At 71.3% G+C, this 26,861-nt stretch carries 27 protein-coding genes and 1 pseudogene; 10 read left to right on the forward strand and 18 right to left on the reverse strand.

Annotated features, from left to right (window positions below):
• Positions 1 to 91: 91 nt before the first annotated feature.
• Positions 92 to 679: a VOC family protein gene (locus ITJ60_RS01835; RefSeq protein WP_123292003.1), complete on the forward strand. Its 588-nt coding sequence runs from the start codon at positions 92 to 94 to the stop codon at positions 677 to 679.
• A 4-nt stretch (positions 680 to 683) separates the two neighbouring features.
• On the opposite strand, the gene ITJ60_RS01840 is transcribed toward ITJ60_RS01835, so the two are convergent.
• The 3 genes from ITJ60_RS01840 to ITJ60_RS01850 form a co-directional block, all read right to left on the reverse strand.
• The gene (locus ITJ60_RS01840; protein WP_123938546.1) at positions 684 to 1,187 is read right to left on the reverse strand and encodes a GNAT family N-acetyltransferase; all 504 of its coding nucleotides are present in this window, start codon (positions 1,185 to 1,187) and stop codon (positions 684 to 686) included.
• A 4-nt stretch (positions 1,188 to 1,191) separates the two neighbouring features.
• Positions 1,192 to 2,595 carry an LLM class flavin-dependent oxidoreductase gene (locus ITJ60_RS01845; RefSeq protein ID WP_323749077.1) on the reverse strand — a complete coding sequence of 468 codons (1,404 nt, stop codon included), beginning with the start codon at positions 2,593 to 2,595 and terminating at the stop codon, positions 1,192 to 1,194.
• A 66-nt stretch (positions 2,596 to 2,661) separates the two neighbouring features.
• Positions 2,662 to 3,030: a VOC family protein gene (locus ITJ60_RS01850; protein ID WP_123338764.1), complete on the reverse strand. Its 369-nt coding sequence runs from the start codon at positions 3,028 to 3,030 to the stop codon at positions 2,662 to 2,664.
• Between the two features lie 62 nt (positions 3,031 to 3,092).
• On the opposite strand from ITJ60_RS01850, the gene ITJ60_RS01855 reads away from it, so the two are divergent.
• The 5 genes from ITJ60_RS01855 (at position 3,093) to ITJ60_RS01875 (ending at position 6,450) form a co-directional block, all read left to right on the forward strand.
• Positions 3,093 to 3,557 carry a MarR family winged helix-turn-helix transcriptional regulator gene (locus ITJ60_RS01855; RefSeq protein WP_194646547.1) on the forward strand — a complete coding sequence of 155 codons (465 nt, stop codon included), beginning with the start codon at positions 3,093 to 3,095 and terminating at the stop codon, positions 3,555 to 3,557.
• Positions 3,558 to 3,609: 52 nt separating this feature from the next.
• The gene (locus ITJ60_RS01860) at positions 3,610 to 3,852 is read left to right on the forward strand and encodes a hypothetical protein (RefSeq protein WP_214547951.1); all 243 of its coding nucleotides are present in this window, start codon (positions 3,610 to 3,612) and stop codon (positions 3,850 to 3,852) included.
• Between the two features lie 52 nt (positions 3,853 to 3,904).
• Positions 3,905 to 4,480: an HdeD family acid-resistance protein gene (locus ITJ60_RS01865; protein WP_194646549.1), complete on the forward strand. Its 576-nt coding sequence runs from the start codon at positions 3,905 to 3,907 to the stop codon at positions 4,478 to 4,480.
• Between the two features lie 657 nt (positions 4,481 to 5,137).
• Positions 5,138 to 5,593 carry a GNAT family N-acetyltransferase gene (locus tag ITJ60_RS01870; protein WP_194646551.1) on the forward strand — a complete coding sequence of 152 codons (456 nt, stop codon included), beginning with the start codon at positions 5,138 to 5,140 and terminating at the stop codon, positions 5,591 to 5,593.
• 119 nt (positions 5,594 to 5,712) lie between these two features.
• On the forward strand, positions 5,713 to 6,450 hold the full coding sequence (locus tag ITJ60_RS01875; protein WP_194646553.1) for a hypothetical protein: 738 nt from the start codon (positions 5,713 to 5,715) through the stop codon (positions 6,448 to 6,450).
• A gap of 7 nt (positions 6,451 to 6,457) precedes the next feature.
• On the opposite strand, the pseudogene ITJ60_RS01880 reads toward ITJ60_RS01875, so the two are convergent.
• From ITJ60_RS01880 to ITJ60_RS01910, 7 genes and pseudogenes are all read right to left on the reverse strand, one after another.
• A pseudogene (locus ITJ60_RS01880) lies at positions 6,458 to 6,937 on the reverse strand (GNAT family N-acetyltransferase); the annotation flags it as partial.
• A 111-nt stretch (positions 6,938 to 7,048) separates the two neighbouring features.
• Positions 7,049 to 7,498 carry a Fe-S cluster assembly sulfur transfer protein SufU gene (sufU, locus tag ITJ60_RS01885; protein ID WP_194646557.1) on the reverse strand — a complete coding sequence of 150 codons (450 nt, stop codon included), beginning with the start codon at positions 7,496 to 7,498 and terminating at the stop codon, positions 7,049 to 7,051.
• On the reverse strand, positions 7,495 to 8,787 hold the full coding sequence (locus tag ITJ60_RS01890; RefSeq protein ID WP_123338758.1) for an aminotransferase class V-fold PLP-dependent enzyme: 1,293 nt from the start codon (positions 8,785 to 8,787) through the stop codon (positions 7,495 to 7,497). Before ITJ60_RS01890 ends, sufU begins: the two co-directional genes overlap by 4 nt.
• 134 nt (positions 8,788 to 8,921) lie before the next feature.
• Positions 8,922 to 9,176: an antitoxin gene (locus tag ITJ60_RS01895; protein ID WP_374102075.1), complete on the reverse strand. Its 255-nt coding sequence runs from the start codon at positions 9,174 to 9,176 to the stop codon at positions 8,922 to 8,924.
• A gap of 54 nt (positions 9,177 to 9,230) precedes the next feature.
• Positions 9,231 to 10,514, reverse strand: coding sequence for a chloride channel protein (locus ITJ60_RS01900; protein ID WP_194646560.1), 1,284 nt, complete (start codon positions 10,512 to 10,514; stop codon positions 9,231 to 9,233).
• Positions 10,515 to 10,574: 60 nt separating this feature from the next.
• Positions 10,575 to 12,689 (reverse strand): alpha-galactosidase, encoded by a 2,115-nt coding sequence (locus ITJ60_RS01905; protein ID WP_194646562.1) that lies wholly within the window; start codon positions 12,687 to 12,689, stop codon positions 10,575 to 10,577.
• A 14-nt stretch (positions 12,690 to 12,703) separates the two neighbouring features.
• Complete coding sequence (locus ITJ60_RS01910) at positions 12,704 to 13,687, reverse strand: magnesium and cobalt transport protein CorA (RefSeq protein WP_240347381.1); 984 nt, start codon at positions 13,685 to 13,687, stop codon at positions 12,704 to 12,706.
• Positions 13,688 to 13,851: 164 nt separating this feature from the next.
• Between ITJ60_RS01910 and ITJ60_RS01915 the strand changes: the two genes are divergently transcribed.
• Positions 13,852 to 14,652 carry a tryptophan-rich sensory protein gene (locus ITJ60_RS01915; RefSeq protein WP_194646564.1) on the forward strand — a complete coding sequence of 267 codons (801 nt, stop codon included), beginning with the start codon at positions 13,852 to 13,854 and terminating at the stop codon, positions 14,650 to 14,652.
• 64 nt (positions 14,653 to 14,716) lie between these two features.
• Here ITJ60_RS01915 and ald read toward each other — a convergent pair whose 3' ends face one another.
• The 4 genes from ald to ITJ60_RS01935 all read right to left on the reverse strand — a co-directional run bounded on the left by ald (position 14,717) and on the right by ITJ60_RS01935 (position 19,358).
• Positions 14,717 to 15,817 (reverse strand): alanine dehydrogenase, encoded by a 1,101-nt coding sequence (ald, locus tag ITJ60_RS01920; protein WP_194646566.1) that lies wholly within the window; start codon positions 15,815 to 15,817, stop codon positions 14,717 to 14,719.
• 128 nt (positions 15,818 to 15,945) lie between these two features.
• A complete protein-coding gene (locus ITJ60_RS01925; protein WP_194646568.1) occupies positions 15,946 to 17,334 on the reverse strand; it encodes an FAD-binding oxidoreductase in 1,389 nt (462 codons plus the stop codon).
• A gap of 52 nt (positions 17,335 to 17,386) precedes the next feature.
• Positions 17,387 to 18,346: a helix-turn-helix transcriptional regulator gene (locus ITJ60_RS01930; protein WP_194646570.1), complete on the reverse strand. Its 960-nt coding sequence runs from the start codon at positions 18,344 to 18,346 to the stop codon at positions 17,387 to 17,389.
• Between the two features lie 49 nt (positions 18,347 to 18,395).
• Positions 18,396 to 19,358 (reverse strand): sugar-binding transcriptional regulator, encoded by a 963-nt coding sequence (locus ITJ60_RS01935; protein ID WP_165901120.1) that lies wholly within the window; start codon positions 19,356 to 19,358, stop codon positions 18,396 to 18,398.
• A 191-nt stretch (positions 19,359 to 19,549) separates the two neighbouring features.
• Between ITJ60_RS01935 and ITJ60_RS01940 the strand changes: the two genes are divergently transcribed.
• Positions 19,550 to 21,310 (forward strand): glycerol-3-phosphate dehydrogenase/oxidase, encoded by a 1,761-nt coding sequence (locus tag ITJ60_RS01940; RefSeq protein ID WP_194646572.1) that lies wholly within the window; start codon positions 19,550 to 19,552, stop codon positions 21,308 to 21,310.
• Between the two features lie 160 nt (positions 21,311 to 21,470).
• Here ITJ60_RS01940 and ITJ60_RS01945 read toward each other — a convergent pair whose 3' ends face one another.
• Together ITJ60_RS01945 and ykgO are read right to left on the reverse strand one after the other, a co-directional pair.
• Positions 21,471 to 22,127, reverse strand: a complete 657-nt coding sequence (locus ITJ60_RS01945) for a histidine phosphatase family protein (protein WP_194646574.1) — start codon at positions 22,125 to 22,127, stop codon at positions 21,471 to 21,473.
• Positions 22,128 to 22,155: 28 nt separating this feature from the next.
• Entirely contained in the window at positions 22,156 to 22,278 is a 123-nt protein-coding gene (ykgO, locus tag ITJ60_RS01950; RefSeq protein ID WP_022905672.1) for a type B 50S ribosomal protein L36, read from the reverse strand.
• A 57-nt stretch (positions 22,279 to 22,335) separates the two neighbouring features.
• Between ykgO and ITJ60_RS01955 the strand changes: the two genes are divergently transcribed.
• Positions 22,336 to 23,364, forward strand: a complete 1,029-nt coding sequence (locus ITJ60_RS01955; protein ID WP_194646576.1) for a GTP-binding protein — start codon at positions 22,336 to 22,338, stop codon at positions 23,362 to 23,364.
• A 177-nt stretch (positions 23,365 to 23,541) separates the two neighbouring features.
• Here the strand turns inward: ITJ60_RS01955 and ITJ60_RS01960 are convergent, their stop codons facing one another.
• Entirely contained in the window at positions 23,542 to 25,074 is a 1,533-nt protein-coding gene (locus tag ITJ60_RS01960) for an MFS transporter (RefSeq protein WP_194646578.1), read from the reverse strand.
• A gap of 210 nt (positions 25,075 to 25,284) precedes the next feature.
• Between ITJ60_RS01960 and ITJ60_RS01965 the strand changes: the two genes are divergently transcribed.
• Positions 25,285 to 25,809: a DinB family protein gene (locus tag ITJ60_RS01965; RefSeq protein WP_194646580.1), complete on the forward strand. Its 525-nt coding sequence runs from the start codon at positions 25,285 to 25,287 to the stop codon at positions 25,807 to 25,809.
• A 79-nt stretch (positions 25,810 to 25,888) separates the two neighbouring features.
• On the opposite strand, the gene ITJ60_RS01970 is transcribed toward ITJ60_RS01965, so the two are convergent.
• Entirely contained in the window at positions 25,889 to 26,851 is a 963-nt protein-coding gene (locus ITJ60_RS01970) for a sugar-binding transcriptional regulator (protein WP_194646582.1), read from the reverse strand.
• Between the last annotated feature and the right edge of the window lie 10 nt (positions 26,852 to 26,861).

A 26,861-nucleotide genomic window follows, 5' to 3' on the forward strand; every position in this document is an offset into this window, starting at 1 on the left:
CACGCGTCCCGCGCTCCGCTTGTCCTCCCCCGCGCGCAGCCGTTCTACTCGGGTGATCCACGTCCGAGCCGAACTCAGGGGAGACGGCACCATGCACACTGCGCCACGCCCATCCGGCACCACCGCGACACGTCCTGCAACCGTCACCACCCCGACGGGCACCCCCAGCACCGCACACGGCATCGACCACATCGGCCTCACCGTGCCCGACATCGACCAGGCCACCGACTTCTTCGTCCTGGGACTCGACGCCGTCCCCCTGTACGACCGGTTCCTCCGGAGCGAACCGCTCCGCGGTGAACCCGACGTCCAGCGGCGCCTCGGCATCCCGAAGACCATGGCCCAGGGGGCACTACGGATGCTCGCGCTGCCGAACGGGCCGGGACTCGAGCTCTTCGAGTACCACGGCCCCGATCAGCGCCCGGCCGTCCGCGCGAGCGACCTCGGCTGGCAGCACGTGGCGTTCTACGTCGACGACATCGACCACGCGCTGTCGCACATCGAGACCGCGGGCGGCCAGCGGTACGCCGACCCGCGGGACCTCGGCGGCAACGAGGGCGGGTTCGGCAACCGGTTCGTGTACGTCGGAACGCCGTGGGGATCGACGATCGAGCTGATCACCTACCCGAGTCGACAGTCGTACGAGGACCACGCCCCGCGACCGAAGTGGCGCGTCTGACCGTTCAGCGCGCCGGGGCCGTCGCGATGTACGTCCGCGTCGGCCCGCCCGTCAGGGCGTGCGGGAACTCGACCCCGTCCGCCCGGAACCCGCCGGCTTCGTAGAGCCGCAGCGCCCGCTCGTTGCCGGCGAGTGCGTGCAGGACCACCGCGGGGTGTCCCGCCGCCGACGCCGCGTCGACCGATGCGGCCAGGAGCGCACGCCCGACACCCCGCGCCTGCACGTCCGGGCGGACGGCGAGCAGCGACAGGTAGGCGGCGTCGGACGGGTCGGTCGACCGTCCGGACCCCGGTGCCGTCACGAGCGCGAAGCCGTCGATCGCACCGGCCGCTCCGACAGCGACGAGCAGGGCGACTCGAGGCACGGCGAACTTCGACGCCGCGCGGGCTCGCACCGCCTCGGATTCCGGCACGCCGTCCCGTGCCGCGACCGCTGCGACCCACAGGTCGACACACGCCGACACTTCGTCCGGGGCCGCTGGACGCACGGACACGGACGGTTCGATCACCCGGTCAGCCTACGACCGCGCTGCTGCCGATCCTGAACGACGCCCCACGGTGCTCGTCGGGCAGCCGGTCACCGCGGCCGTGCAGCTTGTGCCGCAGCGAACCGGGCTCGTAGCCGGTCGGGTACGCCCCGCGCGCCCGGAGTTCGGGGATGACGAACTCGATGACGTCCTCCCACGTGCCCGGGGTCACCGCGTACGCCAAGTTGAAGCCGTCGACGTCGGTGAGCTCCTGGATCTCCTGCAAGCGGTCGGCGATGGTCGCTCCCCCGCCGACGGCGACCGGCCCGAGCCCGCCGATCGCGGTGTGCCGGGCGAGGTCGCGGATCGTCCACGAGCTGCCGTCCTCGCCGGTCGCCGCCGCGATGTTCGCCGCCACCGACTGGATCGCGTTCGACTCGACATCACCGAGGGGCTCGTCGAGGTCCCACTGCGACAGGTCGACGCCCATCCAGCCGGAGTTGAGCACCAGCGCACCGAGCTCTGACGCGTACGACAGGTAGTCCTCGTACTTCGCCTGCGCCAGCTCGTCGGTGGCGTCCGTGATCACGGTGAGCAGCGTGTAGACGCGAGCGGCGTAGCGGTCGCGACCAGCTGCCTCCAGGGCGTCACGGACCTTCGCGACGGTCGACGCGAGCTGCTCGACGGTCGGTGCGCCCACGAAGACGGCTTCGGCGTTCTCCGCTGCGAAGCGGATGCCGCGCGGCGACGCGCCCGCCTGGTAGATGACGGGCGAACGCTGCACCGACGGCTCGGACAGGTGGATGCCCGGCACGTCGAAGTGCTTGCCGTGGTGCTCGATCGGGTGCACCTTCGCCGGGTCGGTGAAGACGCCGGACGCGCGGTCGGCGACGACCGCGTCCTCCTCCCACGAGCCCTCCCACAGCTTGTAGAGGACCTCGAGGTACTCGTCGGCAACGTCGTAGCGGTCGTCGTGCGACAGCTGGTCGGTCTGGCCCATGTTCCGCGCGGCGCTCGGCAGGTAGCCGGTGACGACGTTCCAGCCGACGCGCCCCTTGGTCAGGTGGTCGAGCGTGGAGATCCGCCGGGCGAACGGGTACGGGTGCTCGTACGCCGTGCCCGCCGTGATCCCGAAGCCGAGGTGCTCGGTCACCGACGCCATCGCCGACACCAGCAGGATCGGGTCGTTGACCGGCACCTGCGAGCCCGTGCGGAGTGCGGCCTCGTTCGAGTCGCCGTACACGTCGTAGGCGCCCAGCACGTCGGCGATGAAGATGCCGTCGAACGCCCCGCCTTCGAGCGTCTTCGCCAGGTCCGTCCAGTACGTCAGGTCGCGGTAGTCCCGCGATCGGTCGCGCGGGTGCCGCCACAGCCCGGAGGACTGGTGCGCGACGCAGTTCATGTCGAACGCGTTGAAGCGGATCTGCCGGGGTTCGCTGCTGCTGGTCACGCTTGGCGACGCTACGTGCGGGGTCTGCGTCCGTCATCCATCGTGACGAAGCGTGACGGCCGCAGCTCAGGCGCGGTCGTGGAGCGTGACCTGGTAGCCGTCCGGGTCGGCGAACGTGAACGTCCGGCCGAACGGGCCGTCGATCGGCGCCGCGACGATGGTGTGGCCGTCGGCCACCAGGGCGTCGTGGATGGCCTGCACGTCGGTCGCGTGCAGCCAGATCGCCGCGCCGATGCCCGGCTGCGACACCGCGTCGAGGTCGGTGCCGGGGACGACATCCCGCAGCGCGAACGCGATCGGCGTCGTCTCGAAGACGACGGCGTGCGGCGGGCCGGCCTGCGAGCGAACCAGACCGAGGTACTGCTCGTAGAACGCCTGCGACGCCGTCAGGTCGCGGGTCTGCAGGGAGATGAAGTCGGGTCCGGTGACGGGCATGTGGTGCTCCTTCGTGTCGTGTCAGTCTTCTGACACACAGCAATCTATGTCAGACTCCTGACATGAGTCAAGACGGTATCGACCTCGAGACGTCCCTCGGGTACCTGCTCAAGGAAGCCGCGAGCGCGCTCCGCGCCGCGATGGAGGCCGTGCTGCGCCCCCTCGGCATGACGATGACGCACTACTCGTGCCTCGAACTGCTGGCCCAGCGGCCCGGACTGTCGAACTCTGAGCTCGCACGCGGCGCCTTCGTCACCCGGCAGTCGATGAACGTGCTGCTGCAGGCCCTGGAACGGGACGGCTTCGTGACGCGGGCCACCGAGGCGCCGGTGGGCAAGGCGCTCCCGACGCGGTTGACGGCGAGCGGCCGCGCGAGCCTCGAGCAGGCGAGCGCGGCCGTCCGTGACGTCGAGGTCCGGATGCTCGACGGACTGTCGGACGAGCAGCAGGTGGCGGCGCGGGGGGCGCTGCGCAGCATGGTGCGCTCCCTCCGTCGCACCACCGACGACGAGGCCACCGCGGTCTGACGACGCGCTACCCTTCGACCGGTATTGATGTATCTCTCGAAGGGAACCGTTCGTGCACGAGGACTTCTCCGGCCTGTACCTGTCGAGCCTCTGGCTCAGCGTCGCGATGCTCGCCGGTGGGTACGCCCGGACCCGGAACCGATCGGCGTGGACCTGGTTCCTCCTGACGCTGCTGTTCGGCCCGCTCGCGGTGCTGCTGCTCGTCACGTGGCCAGCGCGCCCGCCGGGCCGCACCGATCCCACGCGGACCGATGCGTCCGCATCGGCACCGGACACGAGCGGTTCCGAGGAGTAGCCCTGACGCAGAAGCGCGCAGGACCAGATCCTCTCAGGGAAGGGCGGACACCATGGCGCTGCAGGACGACGTCGTCACCGACGTCGGCGGGGATCGACGACTACGGACCGCGCTGCTGATCGTCGGCATCGTGGCGGTCCTCGTTGGTGTCGCCTCACTCGTGCTCCCGCACGCGACGCTGTTCGCGGTCGCGTGGGTGTTCGGTATCTACCTGCTGGTGTCCGGCCTGTCGATGATCGTCCGTGCGTTCGCCCGCGGGATCGGCACCGGCCGCCGCATCGGCTTGGTCGTCCTCGGCGCACTGATCCTCGCCGGGGGCATCGTGGCGCTCGTCGCCCCGCCGCTCGGGGTGCGGTGGATCGCGTTCGTGATCGGCTTCGCCTGGCTGGTGGAGGGCATCACGCTGCTCTACGCCCCGACACCGACGAACCGTGCTCTGACGATCGGCGCCGCGGTGCTCAGCATCGTCATCGGCGTGCTCGTCATCAACCTGCCGTCCATCGGGGCAGCGCTGGCCGTCGTCGCCATCGCCGGCTTCCTGATCCTGTTCGGCATCGTGCAGATCGCCCTCGGGGTCACCGTCGGACGCACTGACCGATCCGCCACGACCGCCGGTCGAGCAGTCTGACCACGGCCGCTGCGCAAGGGCCCGTCGCCCGTCGAAGAGGACGTCGGCAGCGTCCCTCGGGGCGAACTGTGCTTCGAAGTCGCGTTCGTTGGGGATCCACACGTCCCGCCACAGGTCGTGGTGGTCACGTCCGAGCCGGCGATCGCGCGCCATGCCGCGACGAGCGGCGGTGTCGAGGTCCACGTCGCACCAGACCGCCACGTCGATGTGCGGCATCGCGTCCGGGTGGAAGAGGCCGATGAGGTCGACGACCACGACGTCCGTCGTCGGCAGTGGCTCCGCGGGACCGAGCGCCCGGACCGACCAGTCGAACCGCTGGAACGTGCTCGCTCGCCCCGTCCGATGCGGTTCGAGGACGGACGACGTCAGACGCTCCCGATCGACACCGCCCCAGTCTCCCGACCGTCGGTGGGACCGCTCCGGATCGAGGAAGTCGTCCCCACGGATCCGCACCGCGCCCGGGACCGTCCCGGCCAGACTGCGCGCCAGCGTGGACTTCCCCGAGCCGCAGTACCCCGAGATGCCGACGACGATGGGGTGCCCGGCCGAGGCGCGGCGTGCCGCCACGAGGTCGATGACACCGTCCTGATCCATCGGACCAGCGTACGAGCCGATCACCACCACGGGATCCGCTCCGACGACTCCTAGGCTCGACGGGTGGACGTCACACTGCGGAACAGCATCCCCGAGGACATCGAGTGGCTCGTCGAGCTGCGTGCGCAGGTCCTCCGCGCCGACCTCGAGCGTCTCGGCCGCTTCGACGCGGTCCGGGTCCGCCGACGGATGCGTGATGCCTTCGCACCCGAGCACACCCGGGTCGTCGTGGTCGACGGATGTGATCGCGGCTCGATCACCGTGCGTCCGGACGCCGACACCCGGTGGATCGAGCACTTCTACCTCGCGCCGGACGTCCAGGGGCGCGGCATCGGGTCCACAGTGCTCCGGACCGTCCTGTCCGGTTCCCACACGGGCACGACCCGACTCAACGTGTTGCAGGGAAGCCCCGCACGACGGCTCTACGAACGGCACGGCTTCGTCGTCGACACCGAGGACGACGTCGACGTCTTCATGACGCTCCGTGATCCCGACCGAGGACTGCACGGAGCGAGCTGACGGCAGCTCCCTGGGCGCGCCGATGGTCGTGACGGACACGAGGACGTGCCGGCAGGCCGACACGCCACCGCGTGTCAGGATCGCCTGCACGACGACACTGCTCAGTGAAGGGGGAGACCATGACCACACTCCGCACCACCGTCCTCACCGTCGGGATCGCCACGCTCCTCATCGGGGCCACGGGCTGCGCGACCGCGTCCGGCACAGGCGCTCCGAGCGCGGCGCCGACGAGCGCGACGGCCGCCGGGACGACCCGCTCGTCGACACCCACGCCGACCGCGACCGACAGCGCGTCGACACCCATGCCGACCCCGACCGGCGCCGCGTCGCCCGCCCCGACCGGCCCGTCGACGTGGCGCTTCGGGGACGCGTCCTTCGGACCCGTCCAGCTCGGCGCTGCCGACGCCGACACCGTCCTGCCGGCCGCCGGGTTCACGCGTCAGCCGTCCAGCGGTTGTCCGACGTTCTGGGAGTGGGAGTCTGCCGACCTGTCCACCCCGAGCGGATCCGGCTACCGGATCCTCGTCGCGGCCGATGACTCCGGGGCGGGCGTCCGCTACGTCCGCGTGGCCGGACAGGCCACCGATCTCGGGGCGTTCTCGTCGCCCGTGCTCACGACCACGGGCATCGCACTCGGTTCGACCGCCGACGAGGTGCGCGCGGCGTACCCGGGTCTCGAGAAGACGATCGACACGTGGGACTCGACGATCGGCGGCTACCGCGAGTACGTGACACCGACCACCGGCGGACACTGGCTGCACTTCGACACGACGGGCGGCGTCACCGCAGCCGACGACATCGTGACGACGGTCGTGGTCAACGACACGAAGGCCTCGACGCAGGACGTCTGCCCCTGACCCGGGCCTACAGCTCCTTCGCGTACCAACGGTCGGAGTACCGATCCTCGTTGAACGGCGGCACCCGGACGAACCCGAGTCGTTCGTAGAGCGCGCAGGCCTCGGCGAGCGCAGCCCGGGTGTCCAGTCGCAGGGACGTGATCCCCCGCGCACGACACTCCGCCTCGAGCCGGCGCAGGAGCACCGACCCCATGCCCTGCCCACGATGGCTCGGCAGCGTGAACACCTTCGTGAGCTCCGCCACGTCGCCGAGGAACCGGGCGCCGGCACACGCGATCGGCCGTCCACCGTCGGACGCCACCAGGAACACGCCGCTGTCCCTCTGCAGGTCGTCGTACGGCTCGTCGGCCAGTGCGAGATCGACCTCGGCAGGCGTCGCGTCGCGCCCGTACCAGCGCGAGGCCACCTCGGTCAGGTACGTCCGCACCATCAGGTCGGACTCCGCCCCTCCGGGGCGGCGCACCTCGACGATCACTGCTGTCCTCCGTTCGTCGCTCCGGACGCTCGAGACGCTCCCGGCGACGGACGGGAGGCGCGGGGCGGGCCCACACCGGGCCTCCTGGCCGTCAGGTGGTCGCGATCGCGAGCCGCACCCGGCTCAGCGGGACGCGGTCGCCTCACGCGCGGCGGCTTCCGCCGCGACCCAGGCGAGCATGCCGCACTTGACCCGCATGACGAACTTCGAGACGCCGTGGAAGGCGATGAGGTCCTCGAGGACGTCCTCGTCGGGCTCGCCGGCGCCGCGGGAGCGCATCATCGTGCGGAACTCGTCGGTCAGTGCGAGGAGCTCCGGGACCGTGCGGCCGACGGCCATGTCGGTGAGGACCGATGCCGAGGCCATCGAGATCGAGCAGCCGTCGCCCTGCCAGGCGAGACCGGCGATCCGGTCGGTGCCCGGTTCGAGGCGGATGCGGACGGTGATCTCGTCGCCGCACGTGGGGTTGCGCTCGAAGTGCGAGGCGTCGGCGTCGGGCAGGTCGCCGTCGCCGTGCCGGGCCTTCGCGTGGTCGAGGATGACCTGCTGGTACAGGCTGTCGAGGGCGTTCACGCGGTCGCTCCGAAGTAGCCGCGGACCTCGCCGACGGCCGCGATGAACCGGTCGACGTCGTGCTCGGTCGTGTAGACGTAGGTGCTCGCGCGGCTGGTGGCGACCAGGCCGAGGCGGCGGTGCAGGGGTTGGGCGCAGTGGTGCCCCGAGCGGACGGCGATGCCCTGCGCGTCGAGGTACTGCGACACGTCGTGGGCGTGCACGCCGTCGACGTCGAACGACACCAGGCCCGATCGCGGGACGCCGACCGGTGGACCGACCACGCGGATGCCGGGGACGGCGGCCAGGCCGTCGAGCATGCGCCGGGCGAGGTGCTCCTCGTGCGCGCGGACACGCTCCATGCCGATGCCCTGCAGGTAGCGGACGGCCTCGGCAAGGGCGACGGCCTGCGACACGGGCTGCGTACCGGCCTCGAACCGCTCGGGCGCCGGCATGAACTCCGACGCCTGCATGGTCACGGTGGTGATCATGGACCCACCGGTGCGGAACGGGGGCAACGCGTTCAACAGCTCACTGCGGCCCCAGAGCACGCCGATGCCGTTCGGGCCGAGCATCTTGTGCCCGGAGAACGCCGCGAAGTCGACGCCGAGCTGCTGCACGTCGAGCGGCCGGTGCGGCGCGGACTGGCAGGCGTCGAGGACGACCAGTGCGCCACGGGCGTGGGCGAGACCGACGATCTGCTCGACGGGGGCGACCATGCCGGTGACGTTCGAGACGTGCGCGAACGCGACGACCTTGGTGTGGTCGGTGATCAGGGCTGCGGCGTCCTCGGCGGTCCAGGTGCCGTCGTCGGCGACCGGGACCCAGCGGAGCGTCGCACCGGTCAGCGCGGCGAGTTCCTGCCAGGGCACCAGGTTCGCGTGGTGCTCGGCCTCGGTGACCAGGATCTCGTCGCCCGGTCCGATGCGGAAGCGGGCGGCGTCGACCCCGCCGCGGCCACGGCTGGCGTTCGCGATGCCGTAGGCGACGAGGTTGAGCGCATCGGTGGCGTTCGCGGTCCAGACGACCTCGCTCGGACCGGCAGCGCCGATGAAGTCGGCGACGGTGGCACGGGCGTCCTCGTAGGCATCGGTGCTCAGTGCCGCGAGCGTGTGCGCGCCGCGGTGCACGGCGGCGTTGTCGTGCTCGAGGAACCGGCGCTCGGCGTCGAGGACCTGGGTCGGGCGTTCCGCCGTCGCCCCGGAGTCCAGGTACGCCAACGGTTGCCCGTTCACGTCCTGCGCGAGGATCGGGAAGTCCGACTTGATCGTCTCGACCTCGGCCTCGGTGAGCGGCTGGTTCGGCGCCACGACTGTCACGTCTCGTCCTCCTGGTGTTGCTGTCCGGAGCAACCCGTCAATGGTGGCCGTTGTTCCCGACGGCGTCCAGTCGGCACGGGAACGGCCCAGGACCGCGCCGGGTCCTGGGCCGTCGCACGGTGGGGCTACTCGTTGCCGATCTTCTTGTCCGCAGCGTCGCGGGCACCGTCGATCTTGTCGTCGTACTTGCCGCCGGTGGCCTTCTTGACCGCGTCGGCGACGCCCCCGAGGACCTTGTCGCTGATGTCCTCGGCCTTCTCGCTCTTCAGGGCGTCCTGGACCTTGTTGTCCTTCAGGAAGTCCTGGGCCTTCTTCGTGATGTCGTCGAACCCCGCCATGGCCTGCTCCTCAGCTCGGTGCGGAGCCCGTCGCTCCGTCATGCCGCAGATCGTAGGCCGCAGAGCCGCCGTCTGTCCCGGAACGTGACGAAGTGTTCACACCATCTGTGCGCTGCGTCGTCGTGCCAGGACGTACCCGACCGCGACCGCCCCGGACACCGCGAGCAGCGACGGGATGAGGATGTCGGTGCCCTCCTGCGTGAACTCGACCACCAGGACGAGCGCCGTGAACGGGGCCCGCATCGTGGTCGCCAGGAACGCCGCGGCGCCGACGAACGCGAAGGCCGCCAGGCCCGGGCCGTCAGTCGGCCAGAGCAGGAGCCACGCGCCACCGAGGCCGCCGCCGATCGCCGAACCGATCGCGATCGAGGGCGTCAGGGTGCCGCCGACCGCGCCGGCGCCGATGGTGGCCGACGTGGTGATCGTGCGGACGACGCCGAGCAGCAGGAGCAGCACGATCGGCGCCAGGCCGGCGACGGTGCCGTCGTCGAGCGAGGCGTTCATGGCGACGAGGCCCAGCGCCCGCCCGTTGCCGAGGATCTCGGGGAACGGCACCGCGATGAGCCCGACCATCGCGAACACCACCGGCAGCACGACGAGCAGGTGCCAGCCCTTGGGCGCGATGCCCTGCAGCCGGTTGGTGAGCTTCACGAACCCGACGCCGGCGAGGCCGAGGACGGGCCCGACGATGATCGCCCAGACGAGCAGCGACGGCGACATGTGCATCGCCGGCACGTGGTAGAGCACCTCGTCCGGGATCACGAGCCGGGCGACGAACGCGGCGACGGCACTCGTGGCGAACGCGGGCAGGGCCGTGGCGAAGCTGATCTCGCCGAGCAGGACCTCGACGGCGAACAGCGCCCCACCGAGCGGGACGTCGTACACCGCGGCGAGGCCCGCCGCCGCTCCGCAGGCGACCAGGATCTTCGTCTCGCGCGGGGTGAGTCCGGCACGACGGGTGACGAGTTGGGAGAGCCAGGCGCCGACCTCGCGCGGAGCGACCTCCTTGCCGATCGAGGCACCGAGACCGACCGCCAGGATCTGCACGCCGGCGTTCGCCAGGGTCGCGAGTGCGGGCATCCGCTTGCCGCCGACCGCCGCGGTGACCGACACGATCGGACGCCCCCAGCGTCGGAGCGCCCACCAGGCGAAGCCCGTCAGGACACCGGCGGCCACGAGCGCGAGGAACCGGTTCAGCGCCGACGGGGCGTCCGCCGCCTCGAGGTGCCCACCGAAGCCGTACCCGAAGGCCACGAACTGGATGAGCTGCAATGCGAGCCACACGGCGATGCCGGCGATGCCGCCGGAGACGCCCACCAGGGCGGTGACGACGGCGAGCTTGAGCGCCCAGACGGGGGTCGCGTGTCCGGAGCGCGGCATGTCGAAAACCCTAGCGGCTCCGATCACCGGCACCGGGCCTCCCGGTCGTCCCACCTGCCGTCAGACGGCCGTCAGACGGAACGGGACCACGCAGTCGGCGGGCATGAGCGGCGGGTGCAGGCCGACCGTGCCGAGCACCCGACCGCTGAACACCCGTGCGCCGCTCCACCAGTCCGGTCGGACGATCCCGTGCCCGTCGCCGACCACGATCGGGTCGACGCGGTACGAGGCGTCCGGGTCGAGGTCGCGGAAGCTGACCCGACCGGTGCCGGACACCTCGGACCGCCCGATGCTCGCCAGGAAGAAGACGGCCTGCTGCCGGTCCGGCGTGACCGTGCCGTACACGAGCCGGGAGTCGTCGACCTCGTCCATGCGCACCAGGTCGCCGCCGTGCAGCAGCCCGCGCAGCTCCTTGTACAGCGCGATCCACTCCGCCAGCGACGCCGACTCCTCCGCCGTGGCCTCGGTGAGGTCCCACTCGATGCCCAGGTGCCCGACGAGCGCGGTGCCGGCCCGGAAGGCCAGGTCGTGCACGCGGCCCGTCGAGTGGTTCCTGCCGCTCGCGATGTGCGCGCCGAGGAGTTCCGGGGGCAGGAGCTGCTGCGTCCACCGGTGCATCTGCTGCCGCTCGAGGGGGTCGATGTCGTCGGACACCCAGACACGGTCGGTGTGCTCGATCACGCCGAGGTCGACCCGTGCGCCACCGGACGCGCACGACTCGATCTCGAGCGTCGGGAAGCGTTCCTTCAGGGTCGCCATCAGCCGGTACGTCGCCAGGGTCTGCTCGTGCACCGCCGCGCCGGCACCGGGGAACCCGGCCTCCACCAGGTCGCGGTTGTGGTCCCACTTGACGGAGTCGATGCCGTACTCGCCGATGATCGCCGTCATCCGCTCGAGCACGTACTCGTACGCCTCGGGGATCGCCAGGTCGAGCACCTGCTGGTCGCGGGACCGCATCGGCAGTCGGCCGTCCGCCTGCATGATCCACTCCGGGTGGGCGCGGGCGAGGTCGCTGTCCTCGTTCACCATCTCGGGTTCGAACCACAGGCCGAACTCCATGCCGAGGGCCCGGACACGGTCCACGATCGGGCCCAGCCCGTCGGGCCAGACGTCCTCGTCGACGTACCAGTCGCCGAGCCCGAGGTGGTCGTTCCGGCGGCCGCGGAACCACCCGTCGTCGAGCACGTACCGCTCGACCCCGAGGGCCGCGGCGCGCTCCGCCAGATCGGTCAGCCGGGCGAGGTCGTGGTCGAAGTACACGGCCTCCCAGACGTTGATCGTCATCGGCCGCGGGGTCGTCGGATGCTGCGGCCGGCTGCGGAGCCACTGGTGGAAGCGTCGGGCCTGGTCGTCGAGCCCGTCACCGTGGGCGAACCACACCCACGGCCCCTCGTACGTCTCGCCCGTGCCGAGCCGGACCTCGCCCGGCAGCAGCAGTTCACCGCCGCCGATCACCTGGCGCCCGGTCGACAGACGTTCGGCGTGGTGCCGGTGGTTCCCGCTCCACCCGGTGTGCACGCCCCACACCTGACCGCTGGCGAAGCCGAAGCCGGGCTCCCCCACCGTCAGGACGGTCGCGGCGTCGGCACCGGTCCGGCCCTTCCGGCTCTCGCGCTGGTGGGTGCCGACGACGAGCTCGCGGCGCTGCGGGGTGCGTTCCTTGCCCCATCGGCCGGCGAAGTCCAGGACCTCGCGCGCACCGGACGGGATCGGCATCGCCACCGTCAGGTCGTCCACCGTGTAGACGCCGTCGGCGGTGTTCGTGACGGCAGCCCGGGCACGGACGAGTCCGGAGACGAGCACCTCGATCGTCAGCCGGACGGCGAGCCCCGCGGTGTCGTCGGCAGCCTCGGCCGTGACGGTCGTGTCGGTCACGTCGAGCGACCGCACGGTGAACGCCGGCGACCAGTCGTGGCCGTCGCGGTGTCCGGCCAGGCCGGGTCGTCCGCTCCACCCGCGGTTCGGCTCCGGCAGCACGGCGACACGGACGGGGTCGTCCATCTCGTTCTGGGCCACGGGGGCGACGTCCGCGTCGGCGAGCACGACGAGCGCGTCGTCGTCCAGTGGCCCGAGGGCTGCTCCCCAGTGCACCACCGCGGGCAGCGCGTCGTCACGGCAGTCGAGGACGAGGGAGACGCCACCGGCGGTCAGGTGGACGAGGTCGGACGAGGTCACGGCCCCAGTCTTCCTCAGAACCAGCGCTTGACCTTGAACACGACCCACAGGATCGCGGCGAACAGGATCATCCCCACGATCGACAGCGGGTAGCCCCAGGTCCACGTCAGCTCGGGCATGTGCGTGAAGTTCATGCCGTAGATGGCGGCGATGAGCGTCGGGGCGAACAGGATCGCCGCCCAGCCGGAGATCCGCTTCGTGTCGTCGTTCTGCTTCTGTGCCGCCAGGGTGGAGTCGACGGTCAGCGCGTTCTGCAGCAGCTGCCGGAACGTGTCCAGCCGCTCCACCGTGCGGATGGCGTGGTCGAGGACGTCGCGGAACCGGCGCTGCATCTCGATCGGCAGGTGGTACTTCTCGGCGCCGCGGTGCAGGTTCTCGATGATGTGGATGAGCGGACGGGCCGCACGCTGGAAGTCGACGACCTCGCCGAAGAGTTCGTAGATGCGCCGCGAGACCCCGGCCTCGCCCGCGAACAGCTGGTCCTCGATCTGGTTGATGTCCTCTTCCAGCCCGTCGATCACCGGCACGTAGCCGTCGACGATCGTGTCCATGAGCGCCCAGAGCTGCGCCTGCGGTCCGACCGTCACCAGGCCGGGCTTGCCGCTCATCCGCTGCAGCGCTCGCGGAACGGTCGGCTTGCCGCGCGGGTCGGCCTTCACCACGACGAGGAAGAAGTCCTCTCCGACGAAGGCGTGCACCTCGCCGAACGCCACCTCTTCCTGCCCGTCGTTGTAGAGCGCGGGCTTGAGGACCACGAAGAGCGTCGAGCCGTACCGCTCGAGCTTCGGTCGCTGGTGCCCCTCGGCGGAGTCCTCGACCGCGAGCTCGTGCAGGCCGAGCGCGACCGCGACGTCGCCGAGCTCCTGCGCGTCCGGTTGGTACAGCACGATGCACGCGCTCGCGCCCTGCTCGTCGAGCATCCGGAAGGTGTCGTCCAGCGACGGACTCGCCATCGGGGCGATCCGGTCGACGTACACGGTGTTCATCTCGACGCTCACGCGACCACCGTACGCAGGTGACCGACTTTCGGACGGGAGGCCCGTGGCGGGCTCGCCACGGGCCTCCCGTCCGCCGTCCCCCACAGGCTGAACGCACGCTGCGCGCCCGAGCGGACCGCCCGCCTACGGTGCAGGTGATCAGCATGCTGACGAAGGGAACGGTCATGAAGAGGATCTGGAAGCGCATCGCGGTCGCCGTGAGTGCCGTCGTCGCGGTGGTCGGGGCGTTCGTCGGGTCCGGCGCGGCCGGCGGGACACCGATCCAGGACGCTGCCGGCGGCGCGCTGTCTGCATCGTCGACCGCCATCGCGCCGGACGGTCCGGCGTTCTCGATCTGGAGCGTCGTCTACGTCGGCCTCATCGCCTACGCCATCCGCCAGCTCTTCCGCACGTCGGACGATGACCGGCACGCGAAGCTGGCGGTGCCGGCGATCCTGTCGCTGCTGCTCAACGCGGCGTGGATCCTGTCGGTGCAGTTCGGGTTCCTGTGGGCGAGCGAGCCGATCATCGTGGCCCTGCTCGCGGTGTTGGTCTGGACGTTCACGATCCTGCGGCGGACGAAGCCGTCCGGCGTCGTCGAGGCGGTCGTCACCGACGGCACGTTCGGGCTCTACCTCGGGTGGGTGTGCGTCGCGACGGCGGCGAACACGGCCGCGGTGCTGACGGCAGCGGGCTTCCGGGGCTTCGACCTCGGGCAGGACGTCTGGGGTGTGCTCGTCGCAGCGGTGGCCGGGCTCGTCGGGCTGCTCCTGGCCGTGTGGGGTCGGGGTCGCCTGGCGCCGATGCTCTCCCTGGCCTGGGGACTGGCGTGGGTGGCGGTCGCCCGGCTCGACGGTCCGCTGGTGTCGACGCCGACCGCCGTGGCCGCGGTGGTCGCAGCCGCCGCGGTCGTGGTGGTGACGGTCGCCGTGCGGGCACGGGCGGGGTGGTCCGGCGCGCGTGGCCTGGCCCGAGTCTCGGGCTGAGCGACACTTCTCGGGCGCTCGGCTGCGAGAACTGTCGCCCAGCCCGAGTCTCGGGGCCCGGGGCCTACCGCGCGGACGCCAGCAAGCCGTGCGCGGCCGCCACGGCCTCGTTCGTGACCTGGCCGGCGTGCACGTTCAGGCCGAGGGCGAGCGACGGGTCGGCGGCCAGCGCGGCCTCCCACCCCCGGTCGGCGATCACGACGGCGTACGGCAGCGTCGCGTTCGTCAGCGAGATCGTGCTCGTGCGCGGGACGGCGCCGGGCATGTTCGCCACGCAGTAGTACACGGTGTCGTGCACCGCGAACGTCGGCTCGTCGTGAGTGGTCGGGTGCGAGCCCTCGAAGCAGCCGCCCTGGTCGATCGCGATGTCGACGAGCACCGATCCCGGCCGCATGTCCGCGACCATGGCGTCGGTGACGAGCTTCGGCGCGGACGCCCCGGGAATGAGCACCGATCCGATCACCAGGTCGGCCTCCCTGAGTTCTGCAGCGATGGCGTGCGCCGAGGACCGCAGCGTCGTGATCCGCCCGTCGAACCGGGCATCGAGCGCGCGCAGGCGGGGCAGGCTGATGTCGAAGACGGTCACGTCGGCCCCCATCCCGAGCGCCATCGTCGCGGCGTGCTCCCCCGCGACGCCACCGCCGATCACGACGACGCGGCCCTTCGGTGTTCCGGGCACCCCACCGAGCAGCAGCCCGCGTCCGCCGTTCGTGCGCATCAGGTTGTAGGCGCCGACCTGGGCGGACAGCCGCCCGGCGACCTCGGACATCGGCGACAGCAGGGGCAGTGAGCGGTCCGGCAGCTGCACGGTCTCGTAGGCGATCGCGGTGGCCCCGGAGTCGATGAGTGCATCGGTCAGCGGACGGTCGGCCGCCAGGTGCAGGTACGTGAAGAGCACCTGGCCCGGACGGATGAGCGGGTACTCGGACGCCACCGGCTCCTTGACCTTCAGGATCAGCTCGGCGCGCGCCCAGACCTCGTCCGCGGTGTCGACGATCTCGGCGCCCGCGGCGCGGTACTCGTCGTCGGGGAACGCCGACCCGGTGCCGGCCCCGGCCTGCACCAGGACCTGGTGGCCGTGCAGCGCCAGCTCCGCGACACCCGCCGGGGTGGCCGCCACGCGGTACTCGTTGTTCTTGATCTCGGTGGGGACGCCGATGCGCATCGCAGACTCCTTCGTGGGTGGTGCTCTCGTCCACACCATTCAGCGCCGGATTCGTTGCGGTGACGTTACGGCCGAATGTTCGAACGATGCGCGGCACATCCGTGCGATGGGATTCGGCGGGTGGCGACTCAGAAGACCTTGCCCGGGTTCAGGATGCCTGCCGGGTCGAACACCCGTCGGATCCCCCGCTGCAGCTCGAGGACGTCGTCGCCGAGCTCGTCGCCGATCCACCGACGCTTCAACACCCCCACGCCGTGCTCGCCGGTCAGTGTCCCACCCAGCTCGATCGCCGCCCGGAACATCGCATCGGCGGCGTCCCAGACGTGAGCAGGCACCTCGTCGCCGTCGAAGACGAAGTTCGGGTGCAGGTTGCCGTCACCGGCGTGCGCCACGGTCGGGATCGGGACGCCGTGTTCGCGGCCGATCTCCTCCACGCGGGCGAACATCTCGGCGAGCCGGCTGCGCGGCACCGCGACGTCCTCGATGAGCACCCGACCGCGCGACTCCATCGCGGCGTGGAAGGACCGGCGGATCGTCAGCAGGCGCTCGCGTTCCGCCGCCGACCCGGCCAGGTGCACGGTTCCGCCCTCGGCCTGGAGGCGCGGCACGGCTCCCAGCGCCGCTTCGGTCGCGCCCGGACCGTCGAACTCCACGAGCAGGAAGACCCCGCCCGCCGCGGTGCTCCCCACCGTCTCGACGATCACCTCGGATCCGAGGTACGCCGCGATCCCCTCGAGGGCCAGAGCGTCCAGCAACTCGACCGTCGACGGGCGGTCCGCCCCCGCCACCACGGCCGCTGCCGCGGCGGCGGCCTGCTGCACGGTCGGGTAGACGGCCCCGAGGGTCGCGGGCTCCCCCGCCGGGATCGGGACGAGTCGGACCGTCGCGCCGACGATGACACCGAGCGTGCCCTCGGACCCGACGAGCAACGCCGTCAGGTCGAGACCGGTCACCCCCTTGACGGTGCGGTGGCCGGTCGACACGAGCCGGCCGTCCGCCAGCACGACGTCGAGCCCGAGCACGGCCTCGCGCGTGACGCCGTACTTCACGCACCGCAGGCCACCGGCATTGGTGGCGATGTTACCGCCGACGCTCGCGATCGCCGCACTCGCCGGGTCCGGTGCGAAGCGCAGCCCGTGCTCGGCGACGGCGGCGTTCAGCGCACCGTTGAGCACCCCGGGTTCGACGACGGCGAGTTCGTCCTCGACGGACACCTCGACGATGCGGTCCATCCTCGCGACACTGAGCACCACCGTGCCCTCGGTGCCGTTCGCGCCACCCGCCAGACCGGTGCCGGCGCCACGCGGGACGACGGCGACGCCCAGGCCCGAGCAGGTCCGGAGTGTGGCCTGCACGTGCTCGACGGTGCGGGCCTCGACGACCGCGACCGGGGCGCCGGGTGCGATCCAGCCGGACTTGTCGGTCCGCGCGGCGTCGAGCACGGCCGGTTCGGTCCGGACGACGGTGCCGTCGGGGTCCTGCAGGGCGGCGCGGAGCGCGGTGACGACGGTGTCCATGCCGTCACGCTACCGCCGCCGGGTGGACCCTCGGCTCGGTGTCCCACGGCGGTCAGTGCATGCGGAGCGACTCGCTCGGCAGCTCGCCGAAGCGGGCACGGTACGTCGCCGAGAACCGCCCGAGGTGCCCGAAGCCCCACGACCGGGCGATCTCGGCCACCGAGGTCTCGTCGCGCGCACCCCCGACGAGGTCCGCCCGCGCACCGTCGAGCCGCACCCCGCGCAGCAGGTCGCCGGGCGTCTGGTCGAGGTGCCGCCGCAGGGACTGCTGCAGCCCACGCGGGCTCAGCCCCGCCGCCGCGGCGATCTCGGGTGTGCCGATGGGTTCGCGGGCGTGCTCGTGCACGAAGTCGAGCGCCCGCCGGACGCGGCCGTGCTCCGGACCGCCGCCGGCCACGGTCGAGCGCCAGCGGTCGCGCTGCGGGAACGCACGGATCGCAGCGGTCGCGAAGGCCTCGGCGATGTCGCGCTGCGCGATCGGGTCGAGGTCGTGGTCGACGTCGAGCCACGTCGACGAGTGCGTCCGGACCACGTCCTGCCACGCGGCCGTCCCCGCAGCCGTCGGGCGCTGCATCGGCTCGAAGGCGAAGTCGTCCTCGCCGACCAACGCCCGGACGAAGTCGCGGTCCAGGTGCACCAGGTTCAGCGCGATGTCGCGGTGGTGCAGGGAGTACGGCTCGGCGAACGGCAGCACGACGGGCACACCGGCTTCGAGCGCCCAGGTCTCGCCGCCGCAGGTGATCCTGCTGGAGCCACTCCGCATCCAGGCCACCAGGAACTCGTCGTCGACCTGGCTCTCGCTGCGCAGGTCGACCATGAACCGCGACGACCGCAGCGACATCCGGTCGTCGCCGACGCCGGCGAAGTCCCAGTGCGCGGTCGGGCGGGTGCGCCGGACCGTGGGCGCCCGGAAGTCGTAGTCGCGCCCGAAGAACGCGAGCGCCTGGTCGACGTCACTGCCGACCACGCGTCGGGAGTACCGGCCGCCCGGTCGGTCCATCGAGATCACCATGGCCGAGACCGTACCCGGCACCTCCGACAGAACCGGGTCACATCCTGACTCAGGGCTGCAGGATCGCCTGCCCGACGCTCTCGTCCAGGATCAGGTCCGTGACGAGCCCGGACGCCAGCGCACCCCGCAACGACGCCGCCTTCGAGCGGCCCGCGACGACGCACACCCGACGCGGAGCGCGCTTGATGGTGTCGAGGTCCGGCCCGCCGGCGCGTGCGTTCACGCCGATGTCCCGCCACGACCCGTCAGCCCGGTAGAACACCGTCGAGACGTCGCCGACGACCTGCGCCTTCGTCAGCTCGTCGCGGTCCGCGGGGTCGAGGTAGCCGCCGGAGTACACGTGCGACGGCACCGGGGCCTGCGGGGCGCCCACACCGAACACGACCAGGTCCATCCGCTCGTGCAGGTCGAGCACGCGGCGGATCGAGCGCTCGCGGAACAGCGCCTCCTTCGTGGCGGGGTCGTCGAAGAACGCGGGCACCGGGAACTGCTGCACGAACGCACCGTAGGCCTCGCCGAACCGCCGCAGGATCTCCGAGGCGTAGACGATGCCCGTGGTCCGGGTGTTCGCGGCACCGTTGATCTGCACGATGGTCGACCCGTGCGTGGTCTTCGGCACCAGGTACCGGCTGACCGCGCTCACCGTCGAGCCCCACGAGATCCCGATCACCATGTTCGACTCGACGTACTGCGTCAGGATCCGGGCGGCGGACAGGGCGACCCGTTCCAGGCGGTCGACGTCGCTCGTGTGGTCCGGCACCGGCACGACGTGCGCGTGCACCCCGAACCGCGAGCGGATGCTGCGGCTCAGCGCGGCCGCCTGGTCGAGGGGTGAGCGGATCTGGATGTCGACGAGGCCGGTGTCCCTGGCGTACTTCAGCAGGCGCGACACCGAGGAGCGCGAGGTCGCGAGTTCGTCCGCGATGGCGTCCATCGTCAGGTCCTGCAGGTAGTACAGGTGGGCGGCGCGCAGCGCCTGCTGCGTGCGCATGGGCTGAGCCGCATCGCTCATGGTGCTCCGATCTGTCGAACGCAACCATGCACGGACGTGCACGGCCTCTGCAACCCCTGTCGCGCCTCCCGGCCGCCGGATCGGAGCGCACGACACGTGTGCTGCACGTTCGTGCACGCGAGTTGCCCGACCTCCCAAACCGGCGCACGATCGATCCTGACCACGAGAACCGACGAAGGAAGCGACGAACCATGTCGAAGAAGACACAGCCCCGGAACACGGTGACCGCCCTCACCGAGCGCCCGAACGCGCAGGTCCTCGTCGTCGGCGGCGGCATCAACGGCATCGCCACGTTCCGCGACCTCGCGCTGCAGGGCGTCGACGTCGCCCTGGTCGAGCGCGGCGACTACGCCTCCGGTGCGTCCGCTGCGTCGAGCCACATGATCCACGGCGGCATCCGCTACCTCGAGAACGGCGAGTTCCGCCTGGTGCGCGAGAGCGTCCAGGAGCGCAACGGCCTCATCCGCATCGCCCCGCACTACGTCAAGCCGCTGCAGACGACGATGCCGATCTTCTCGACGTTCTCCGGCATCATGAACGCCCCGCTGCGCATGCTGACGCACAAGCAGCGCTCCACCAAGGAGCGCGGCGCGATGCTCATCAAGATCGGCATGACGATCTACGACTCCTTCTCGCGCGACGGCGGCTCCGTCCCGAAGCACGTCTTCCGCACCAAGAAGGCCGCGCTCGAGGACATGCCCGCCCTCAACAAGGACCTGAAGTACACGGGCACCTACTACGACGCGAGCGTGCACGAGCCCGAGCGCCTGGCCCTCGACGTCCTCAAGGACGGCATCGCCGCGGGCACCGGGACCGGTTCCGCCGCGACCGCCCGCGCGACGAACTACGTCGAGGCAGCCGGCACCCGCGACGGTGGCGTGCTGTTGCGCGACCGCGAGACCGGCGAGGAGTTCGTGTTCTCCGCCGAGGTCGTCATCAACGCGTCCGGCCCCTGGACCGACCTGACGAACGAGGCGTTCGGCGGCGAGACGAAGTTCATGGGCGGCACCAAGGGCTCCCACATCGTCGTCCAGAACGACGAGCTGCTCGAGGCCACCAAGGGCCGCGAACTGTTCTTCGAGAACGACGACGGACGCATCGTCCTCATCTACCCGCTCAAGGGCCGGGTCCTCATCGGCACGACCGACATCGACGCCGACCCCTCGAAGCCGGTCACGACGACCGACGAGGAGATCGACTACTTCTTCGGGCTCGTGAAGCACGTGTTCCCGCAGATCGACGTCACCCGCGACCACATCGTCTACAGCTACTCCGGCATCCGCCCGCTCCCCCGCCACGAGGACACCGCCCCCGGCTTCGTGTCGCGTGACTACCGGATCGTGGACACCCAGATCGCCGGACTGCCGGACTCGACCGTGCTGTCGCTCGTCGGCGGCAAGTGGACGACGTTCCGCGCCCTCGCCGCACACCTGTCGACCGAGGCCACCACGAAGCTCGGGATGACCCGCAAGGTCGACACGACCGGCATGGCGATCGGCGGTGGCAAGGAGTTCCCGACCACCGACGCGCAGCGCGCCCTGTGGATCACCTCGCACCGTGACGGTCTGGACGAGTCCCTGGTCGAAGGCCTGCTGGAGCGCTACGGCACCCGTGCCGCCGAGGTCGTGGACGTCCTGACCGACGGCCCCGTCGAGGCGCTCGAGTCCGACCCGTCGCTCACCCGCGCCGAGGTCGCGTACTTCGCCGAGCACGAGCAGGCCGTCCACCTGGTCGACGTGGTGCTGCGCCGCACGAACCTCGCGTTCGTCGGCGGTGTCACGATCGACCTGCTCGACGAGCTGGCCGACGTGCTCGCCGGGGCGCTCGACTGGACGCCCGAGGAGCGCGCGGACGAGGTCCAGCGCACGCTCGACGTGCTGCGCGAGGCGCACCGCGTGATCGTGCCGCTGACGTCCGCAACGGCACAGGCGTCGGCGTCGCAGCTCGCGTAGTCGACGCGACCGCATCCGGACGGGAGGCCCGGTACCAGCTGGTACCGTCCCTCCCGTCTCGGCCGTCACCCCGCTGGCGCGGTGCGCCGGTACCGGCGGGTGGGGCCCACCTCCCGTCGTTCGTCTGGTCTCGTTCCGTTCGCCCGGTCGCGATCGCGCGTCAGTAGCGCTCGCCGGTCGGGTCCAGCGCGGTGCGGTCGATGAGCTGGTCACCACCGATCGGCTCGCCCTCCCAGTCGACCAGGTGCCAGCCGTCGGCGAAGGACCCCTCGAGCTCGACGATGCCGGTGTTCTCCAGGTGGCGCTTGGTGCCGAAGTGGTCAGGGGTGTTGTCGGCGGCCGCGCTCGCCCAGGTACGGATCGCCGCACCGTGACTCACCGCCGCCGCCACGCCGACGCCTGTGGCCTCGATCTGCCGCACGGCGTCGTCGTACCGCTCGAAGAACTCGAGCCCGCTCTCCGCCCCCGGCATCCGGGTCGTGCGGTCCCCGCCGGACCAGCCGTGCACCGTCGAGATGTACAGCTGCACGGACACCTTGTCGCTCTTGCCCTGGGTGTCCCCGGCCTCGATCTCACGCAGACCGGGCAGCACGACGGGCTCGAGCCCGAGCGACGCCGCCAGGGGTGCCGCGGTGACCTGCGTCCGGATCATGGTCGAGGCGAAGAGCCGCTCGATGCCCCGGTCGGCGAGGGCTGCCGGCAGGGCGTCCGCCTGCTGCTGGCCGAGCTCGGTCAGTCCGGGTCCGGGCACCACGGCGTCGAGGACACCGTTCACGTTCGCGGGGGTCTGGCCGTGGCGGATGAGCAGCAGTCGCATGGATCCACCCTACGGACCACCGCCGACGTCAGCCCTGGCGGGTGTTCCAGCGGGGGTTCTGCTTGTTGATGACGTAGACCCGGCCGCGGCGACGGACGACCTGCGAGCCGGGGATCTTCTTGAGTGCCTTGAGCGAGTTGCGGACCTTCATGGTTCTCCTCCGTCGGCGTTCTCTTGTTGAGAACGGTTTTCAGGTAGGGTACCCGACATGCGTGCTGCTGCCATCACCCTCGTCACCGCCCTCCACGAGGCCGACGCCGACCGCGTCGCCGCCCGGATCACCACCGGGCACCGGATGCACGTCGACGGGAGTGCGTTCGCCGCGGCCCGCGCGGTCGCCGAGCGGGCCGACCACCTCGACCGCGCCTGCGGCCCCGACGCCGACCACGGCCTCGTCGTCACCCTGCGACCCGGCTCCGACGCCCGCGCCGTGGGCATGATGCTCGCGAACGCCGCCCGGAGCGAGACCGGCGACGACCGGGTGCTCCGACACGTGGTCGGGGTGCTGCGCGCCGACGACGTCGCCCACCTGCTGTGGTCCGACGTCGACGACGCGTTCGTGGCCGCCGACCGGGTCGCATCACTCGTCGAGTACGCGACCGTGATCGCGCTCGACCGTCTCGCTCCGCTGTCCCTGCGCCGCCGTCGCGCACTGGTCGCACTGCTGCACCGGCTCGCGCCGCAGGCCGTGATCGTGGCGCTGCCCGCACTCAGGACCGCGCGCGACCTGCCCGCGTCGAACGGCGGGGCCGCTCGGGTCCTGGCCTCGGGTGCCGGGTGGATGCGCGCCCTGTCGAGCGGCGCCGACACCGGCCGGGACGCCCGCGACGACCTGGTCGCGATGCGCTACCGGGAGCCGCTGCCGTTCCACCCCGGGCGACTGGCAGCCGTCATCGAGCGGGACCTGGCCGCCGGGGCCTCGGGCCGAGTGCTCCGCTCGAAGGGGTTCTTCCGGCTGGCATCACGCCCGGACCACGTCGGCTCGTGGTCGAGCTTCGGGGCGATGCTGGCGCTCGACCCCACCGCGAATCCGTCGTGGGACGCCGACGCCCCGATCGGGCAGGCGCTGTGGTTCGTCGGCGAGCGGCTCGACGTGCGGGCGATCGAACGGGCCCTCGACGGGGCACTGCTCACGCCGCCGGAGCTGCTGGCCGGGCCGGACCTGTGGCGCGGGTGGGCGGACCCGTTCCCCCTGTGGCCGGCGGTGGACCCGGCGTCGGAGCACCGGCACGAGTGAGGCGGGAGCACGACTGCTCCGACTCCGACTCCGAACGACATCCTCGACGTCGTGCGACGACCACGATGTCGTTCCCACTCCCGTGCAACAGCCCGCGCGTGCAACGAACGACGAGGCCGATGTCGTACGACATCGACATCGTCGTTCCGAGTCGAGCGACCCGCAAGCGCCCCAGGGTCAGCGCGCCGGCACGGCCTCGGCGTCGGCGGCCTCGCCCGCGGCCCGGGCGGCAGCGTCCTGCGCGGCGAACGGCAGGTCCCCCAGGTCCAGGTTCGGGTTCGTGTCCTGCGTGAGCACGAGTTCCTTCGCTTCGGCCTCGGTCTCCACCGCCGGCATCGAACCCGGCAGCGGACGCCGCGAGGACTCCTTCATGCAGAAGACGCCGATCGCACCGACGACGCTCATCGCCATCAGGAAGTACGCGGGAGCGAGCTCGTCCCCGGTCACGGTCAGCAGCGCCTGCACGATCAGGGGTGTGGTCCCACCGAAGACCGCGATGGCGATGTTGTAGGCGAAGCCCATGCCGCCGTACCGCGTCGAGGTCGGGAACAGCGCCGGCAGCGACGCAGCCTGGTTCGACACCCACAGTGCGGTCATCAGTGCGAGCAGCCCGAGTCCGGCCAGCGTGGACCACTGCGCACCGTGCCCGATCAGCATGAACGCCGGCACCACGAGCACCACGGTCGTCGCGGCACCGATCCACATCACGACGCGTCGACCGAGCTTGTCGGACAGCTTGCCGGTGAGCGGGAGCATGACCGCCAGCAGCAGGAGCACCGGGATCGTCAGCAGTGTGCCGTCGAGCGGGGAGTACCCGAGCGAGTCGGTCAGGTAGGTCGGCATGTACGAGGTCAGGGCGTACCCGACGGTGTTCGACGCCGCGACGAGCATGATCGCGATGACGATCGGCCGCCAGTGGTCCCGGACCATCACGAGCACGTTCGCGGGACGCTCCCCGTCGAAGGACGCACGGGTCTCGGACGCGGCCTCCTGCGCGGCCTGGGTCGCCTGGAACACCGGCGACTCCTCGATGCGCAGACGGAACCAGATCGCGACGACGCCGATCACACCGGCTGCCAGGAACGGGAAGCGCCAGCCGTAGGCGACCATCGCGTCCTCGCCGAGGGTGATCTGCAGCACCGAGACCACGGTCGCACCGAGCGCGAAGCCCAGGTAGCTGCCGAAGTCCAGGATGCTCGCGAAGAACCCGCGGCGACGGTCCGGGGCGTACTCGGTCACGAAAGTCGTCGCGCCGGCGTACTCACCGCCGGTGGAGAACCCCTGCGCCAGCTTCAGCACGACCAGCACGATCGGTGCGAACACCCCGATCGTCGCGTAGGCGGGCAGCGCTCCGATGAGGAACGTCGACGCTGCCATCATGATGAGCGTCGTCGCGAGCACCTTCTGGCGGCCGATGCGGTCACCGAGACGGCCGAAGACGATGCCGCCGAGCGGACGGGCGATGTACGTCGCAGCGAAGACACCGAGGCTGAACAGGATCTGCACGGCGGGCTCGGCGGTCGGCAGGAAGACCTTCCCCATCGTGACCGCCAGGTAGCCGTAGACACCGACGTCGTACCACTCCATCGTGTTGCCGACGACCATGCCGCTCACCGCGCGGCGCATCATGCTCTTGTCGACCACGGTGACGTCGCTCTCACGCAGACGTCGGTGCGGCCGGGTCGGGGTACGGCTGGGATCGGAGCCCATGTCTCTCCTCGAGGATCGTGACGAGCCGGCAGGGACCGGCTCGGGCCGGTGGAGACCGGCTCGGGAACAGCGAGCGACGTTACCGAGCAACCGAAATGTCATTGGCCGGTGATTCTCAGGCAGCGGCGTGTCACCCGAACGGGGGGAGTGCCCGATCCGCATGCGTCTGCGGATCGGCGACGCTGAGTAACGAGGACATAACATCGGCGCATGGCGATCGAACCCGAGACGAAGAGCTGGACCTGGGTCATCGAGGGCACCTGCCCCGAGTGCGGCTACGACGGCACCACGGTGTCGATCCGCGACGTGCCGGGGATCATCGACGCGAACACGACCGCGTGGCCGACCGAACTCGGCCGGGCCGACGTGCGCGAGCGTCCCGACGACCACACCTGGTCGGCACTCGAGTACGGCGCCCACGTGCGCGACGTACACCGGAAGATGACCGAGCGGCTCGCCCTGATGCTCGCCGAGGACGCCCCGACGTTCCCGAACTGGGACCAGGACGCCACCGCGGTCCAGGACCAGTACGGCGAGCAGGACCCGGCCGTCGTCGTCCGGGAGCTCGGCGAGGCCGCACACCGGGCAGCGCGGGCGTTCGACGAGGTCCGTGACGACCAGCTCGAGCGCACGGGGCTGCGGTCGGACGGCAGTGCCTTCACCGTCGCGAGCCTCGCGACGTACTACGCGCACGACCCCGTCCACCACCTCTGGGACGTGCGGCGCACGCACTAGACGCGGCGACGGGCGGACGGGAGGCACGGTGCGGCCCCGCCCCGCGCCTCCCGTCCGCCCTGTGGTCGCGGCAGACCGCTCAGGCGAGCGCGTCGAGCAGGGCGCGGGCCGTCGCGGCGTCCGACACCAGCTCGTTGACGAGCCCTCCGCGCACCGCACCGACGATGCTGCCGACCTTGGCGGCGCCGACGGCCACGCCCACGGCGTGCGGCACACCGGACAGGACCTCGCGTGAGGTCCGGACCATCCGGTCACTGCCGGGGAACTCGATGGGCGAACCGTCCGCGGCGTAGAAGTTGAGGCAGACGTCACCAGCAGCGTGGTCGAACGCGGCGTCCTCGACGGGGACGCCCCGCGCCAGGGCGTCGCGCGTCGGGGTCGGGGCCCCGATGCCGAGGATCGCACCCTTCGCCCGACCCCAGAGCCCGACGACGTGCTGGAAGGCCGGGTCCTCGTCGAGGGAGGAGCGCATCGCGGGCGACGGCAGCGCCTGCGCGAACAGGAAGGCGGGGATCGCTCCGGAGTGCTCCGCAGCGGTCCGGGTGATCTCGTTCGTCTGGAACCACGGCATCGGGTCGGCCTGGCCGCCCACCGTCGGGACGAGCTGCACGCCGGGCAGGCTCGGCATGCCGGCGTGTGCGACGTCGTACACCGTGCGGCCCGACGACATCAGGACGGCGTCACCCGGGACGAGTCCCATGCCCTCGACCGCAGCGGCGAGGGGCGCGGCGAGGTCGGCGCCGAGCGTGGCGGTGTGCGTGACGGCGGCCAGGTGCACCGCTCGGATGCCGAGCACGACCTGCAGCCGTTCGGCGAGCGCGACGGTCTCGTCCTGGAACGGGTCGACGACCTCGATGCGGACGAGTCCGGCCTTGCGCGCCTCGGCCACGAGCCGCGACACCGTCGGACGCGAGACACCGAGACGCGACGCGATCTCGACCTGGGTGGCGTCCTCGAGGTAGTACATCCGCGCCGCCTGGTACACGGTGTCGAGCGGGAACCGGGTCCGGGCACCCTCGGCGGCAGGGTTCTCGGCGGACATGCGCCGATCG

Source organism: Curtobacterium sp. VKM Ac-2884 (genome assembly GCF_015350945.1).
GTDB lineage: Bacteria > Actinomycetota > Actinomycetes > Actinomycetales > Microbacteriaceae > Curtobacterium.

What these genes read in the sequence shown, in the direction of transcription:
- ITJ60_RS01835 (WP_123292003.1), top strand. Translation starts at nt 92, where the DNA reads ATGCACACTGCGCCACGCCCATCCGGCACCACCGCGACACGTCCTGCA.
- ITJ60_RS01850 (WP_123338764.1), bottom strand. Translation starts at nt 3,030, where the DNA reads ATGCCCGTCACCGGACCCGACTTCATCTCCCTGCAGACCCGCGACCTG.
- ITJ60_RS01855 (WP_194646547.1), top strand. Translation starts at nt 3,093, where the DNA reads ATGAGTCAAGACGGTATCGACCTCGAGACGTCCCTCGGGTACCTGCTC.
- ITJ60_RS01865 (WP_194646549.1), top strand. Translation starts at nt 3,905, where the DNA reads ATGGCGCTGCAGGACGACGTCGTCACCGACGTCGGCGGGGATCGACGA.
- ITJ60_RS01875 (WP_194646553.1), top strand. Translation starts at nt 5,713, where the DNA reads ATGACCACACTCCGCACCACCGTCCTCACCGTCGGGATCGCCACGCTC.
- ITJ60_RS01895 (WP_374102075.1), bottom strand. Translation starts at nt 9,176, where the DNA reads ATGACGGAGCGACGGGCTCCGCACCGAGCTGAGGAGCAGGCCATGGCG.
- ITJ60_RS01900 (WP_194646560.1), bottom strand. Translation starts at nt 10,514, where the DNA reads ATGCCGCGCTCCGGACACGCGACCCCCGTCTGGGCGCTCAAGCTCGCC.
- ITJ60_RS01915 (WP_194646564.1), top strand. Translation starts at nt 13,852, where the DNA reads ATGAAGAGGATCTGGAAGCGCATCGCGGTCGCCGTGAGTGCCGTCGTC.
- ald (WP_194646566.1), bottom strand. Translation starts at nt 15,817, where the DNA reads ATGCGCATCGGCGTCCCCACCGAGATCAAGAACAACGAGTACCGCGTG.
- ITJ60_RS01925 (WP_194646568.1), bottom strand. Translation starts at nt 17,334, where the DNA reads ATGGACACCGTCGTCACCGCGCTCCGCGCCGCCCTGCAGGACCCCGAC.
- ITJ60_RS01930 (WP_194646570.1), bottom strand. Translation starts at nt 18,346, where the DNA reads ATGGTGATCTCGATGGACCGACCGGGCGGCCGGTACTCCCGACGCGTG.
- ITJ60_RS01935 (WP_165901120.1), bottom strand. Translation starts at nt 19,358, where the DNA reads ATGAGCGATGCGGCTCAGCCCATGCGCACGCAGCAGGCGCTGCGCGCC.
- ITJ60_RS01940 (WP_194646572.1), top strand. Translation starts at nt 19,550, where the DNA reads ATGTCGAAGAAGACACAGCCCCGGAACACGGTGACCGCCCTCACCGAG.
- ITJ60_RS01945 (WP_194646574.1), bottom strand. Translation starts at nt 22,127, where the DNA reads ATGCGACTGCTGCTCATCCGCCACGGCCAGACCCCCGCGAACGTGAAC.
- ykgO (WP_022905672.1), bottom strand. Translation starts at nt 22,278, where the DNA reads ATGAAGGTCCGCAACTCGCTCAAGGCACTCAAGAAGATCCCCGGCTCG.
- ITJ60_RS01955 (WP_194646576.1), top strand. Translation starts at nt 22,336, where the DNA reads ATGCGTGCTGCTGCCATCACCCTCGTCACCGCCCTCCACGAGGCCGAC.
- ITJ60_RS01960 (WP_194646578.1), bottom strand. Translation starts at nt 25,074, where the DNA reads ATGGGCTCCGATCCCAGCCGTACCCCGACCCGGCCGCACCGACGTCTG.
- ITJ60_RS01965 (WP_194646580.1), top strand. Translation starts at nt 25,285, where the DNA reads ATGGCGATCGAACCCGAGACGAAGAGCTGGACCTGGGTCATCGAGGGC.
- ITJ60_RS01970 (WP_194646582.1), bottom strand. Translation starts at nt 26,851, where the DNA reads ATGTCCGCCGAGAACCCTGCCGCCGAGGGTGCCCGGACCCGGTTCCCG.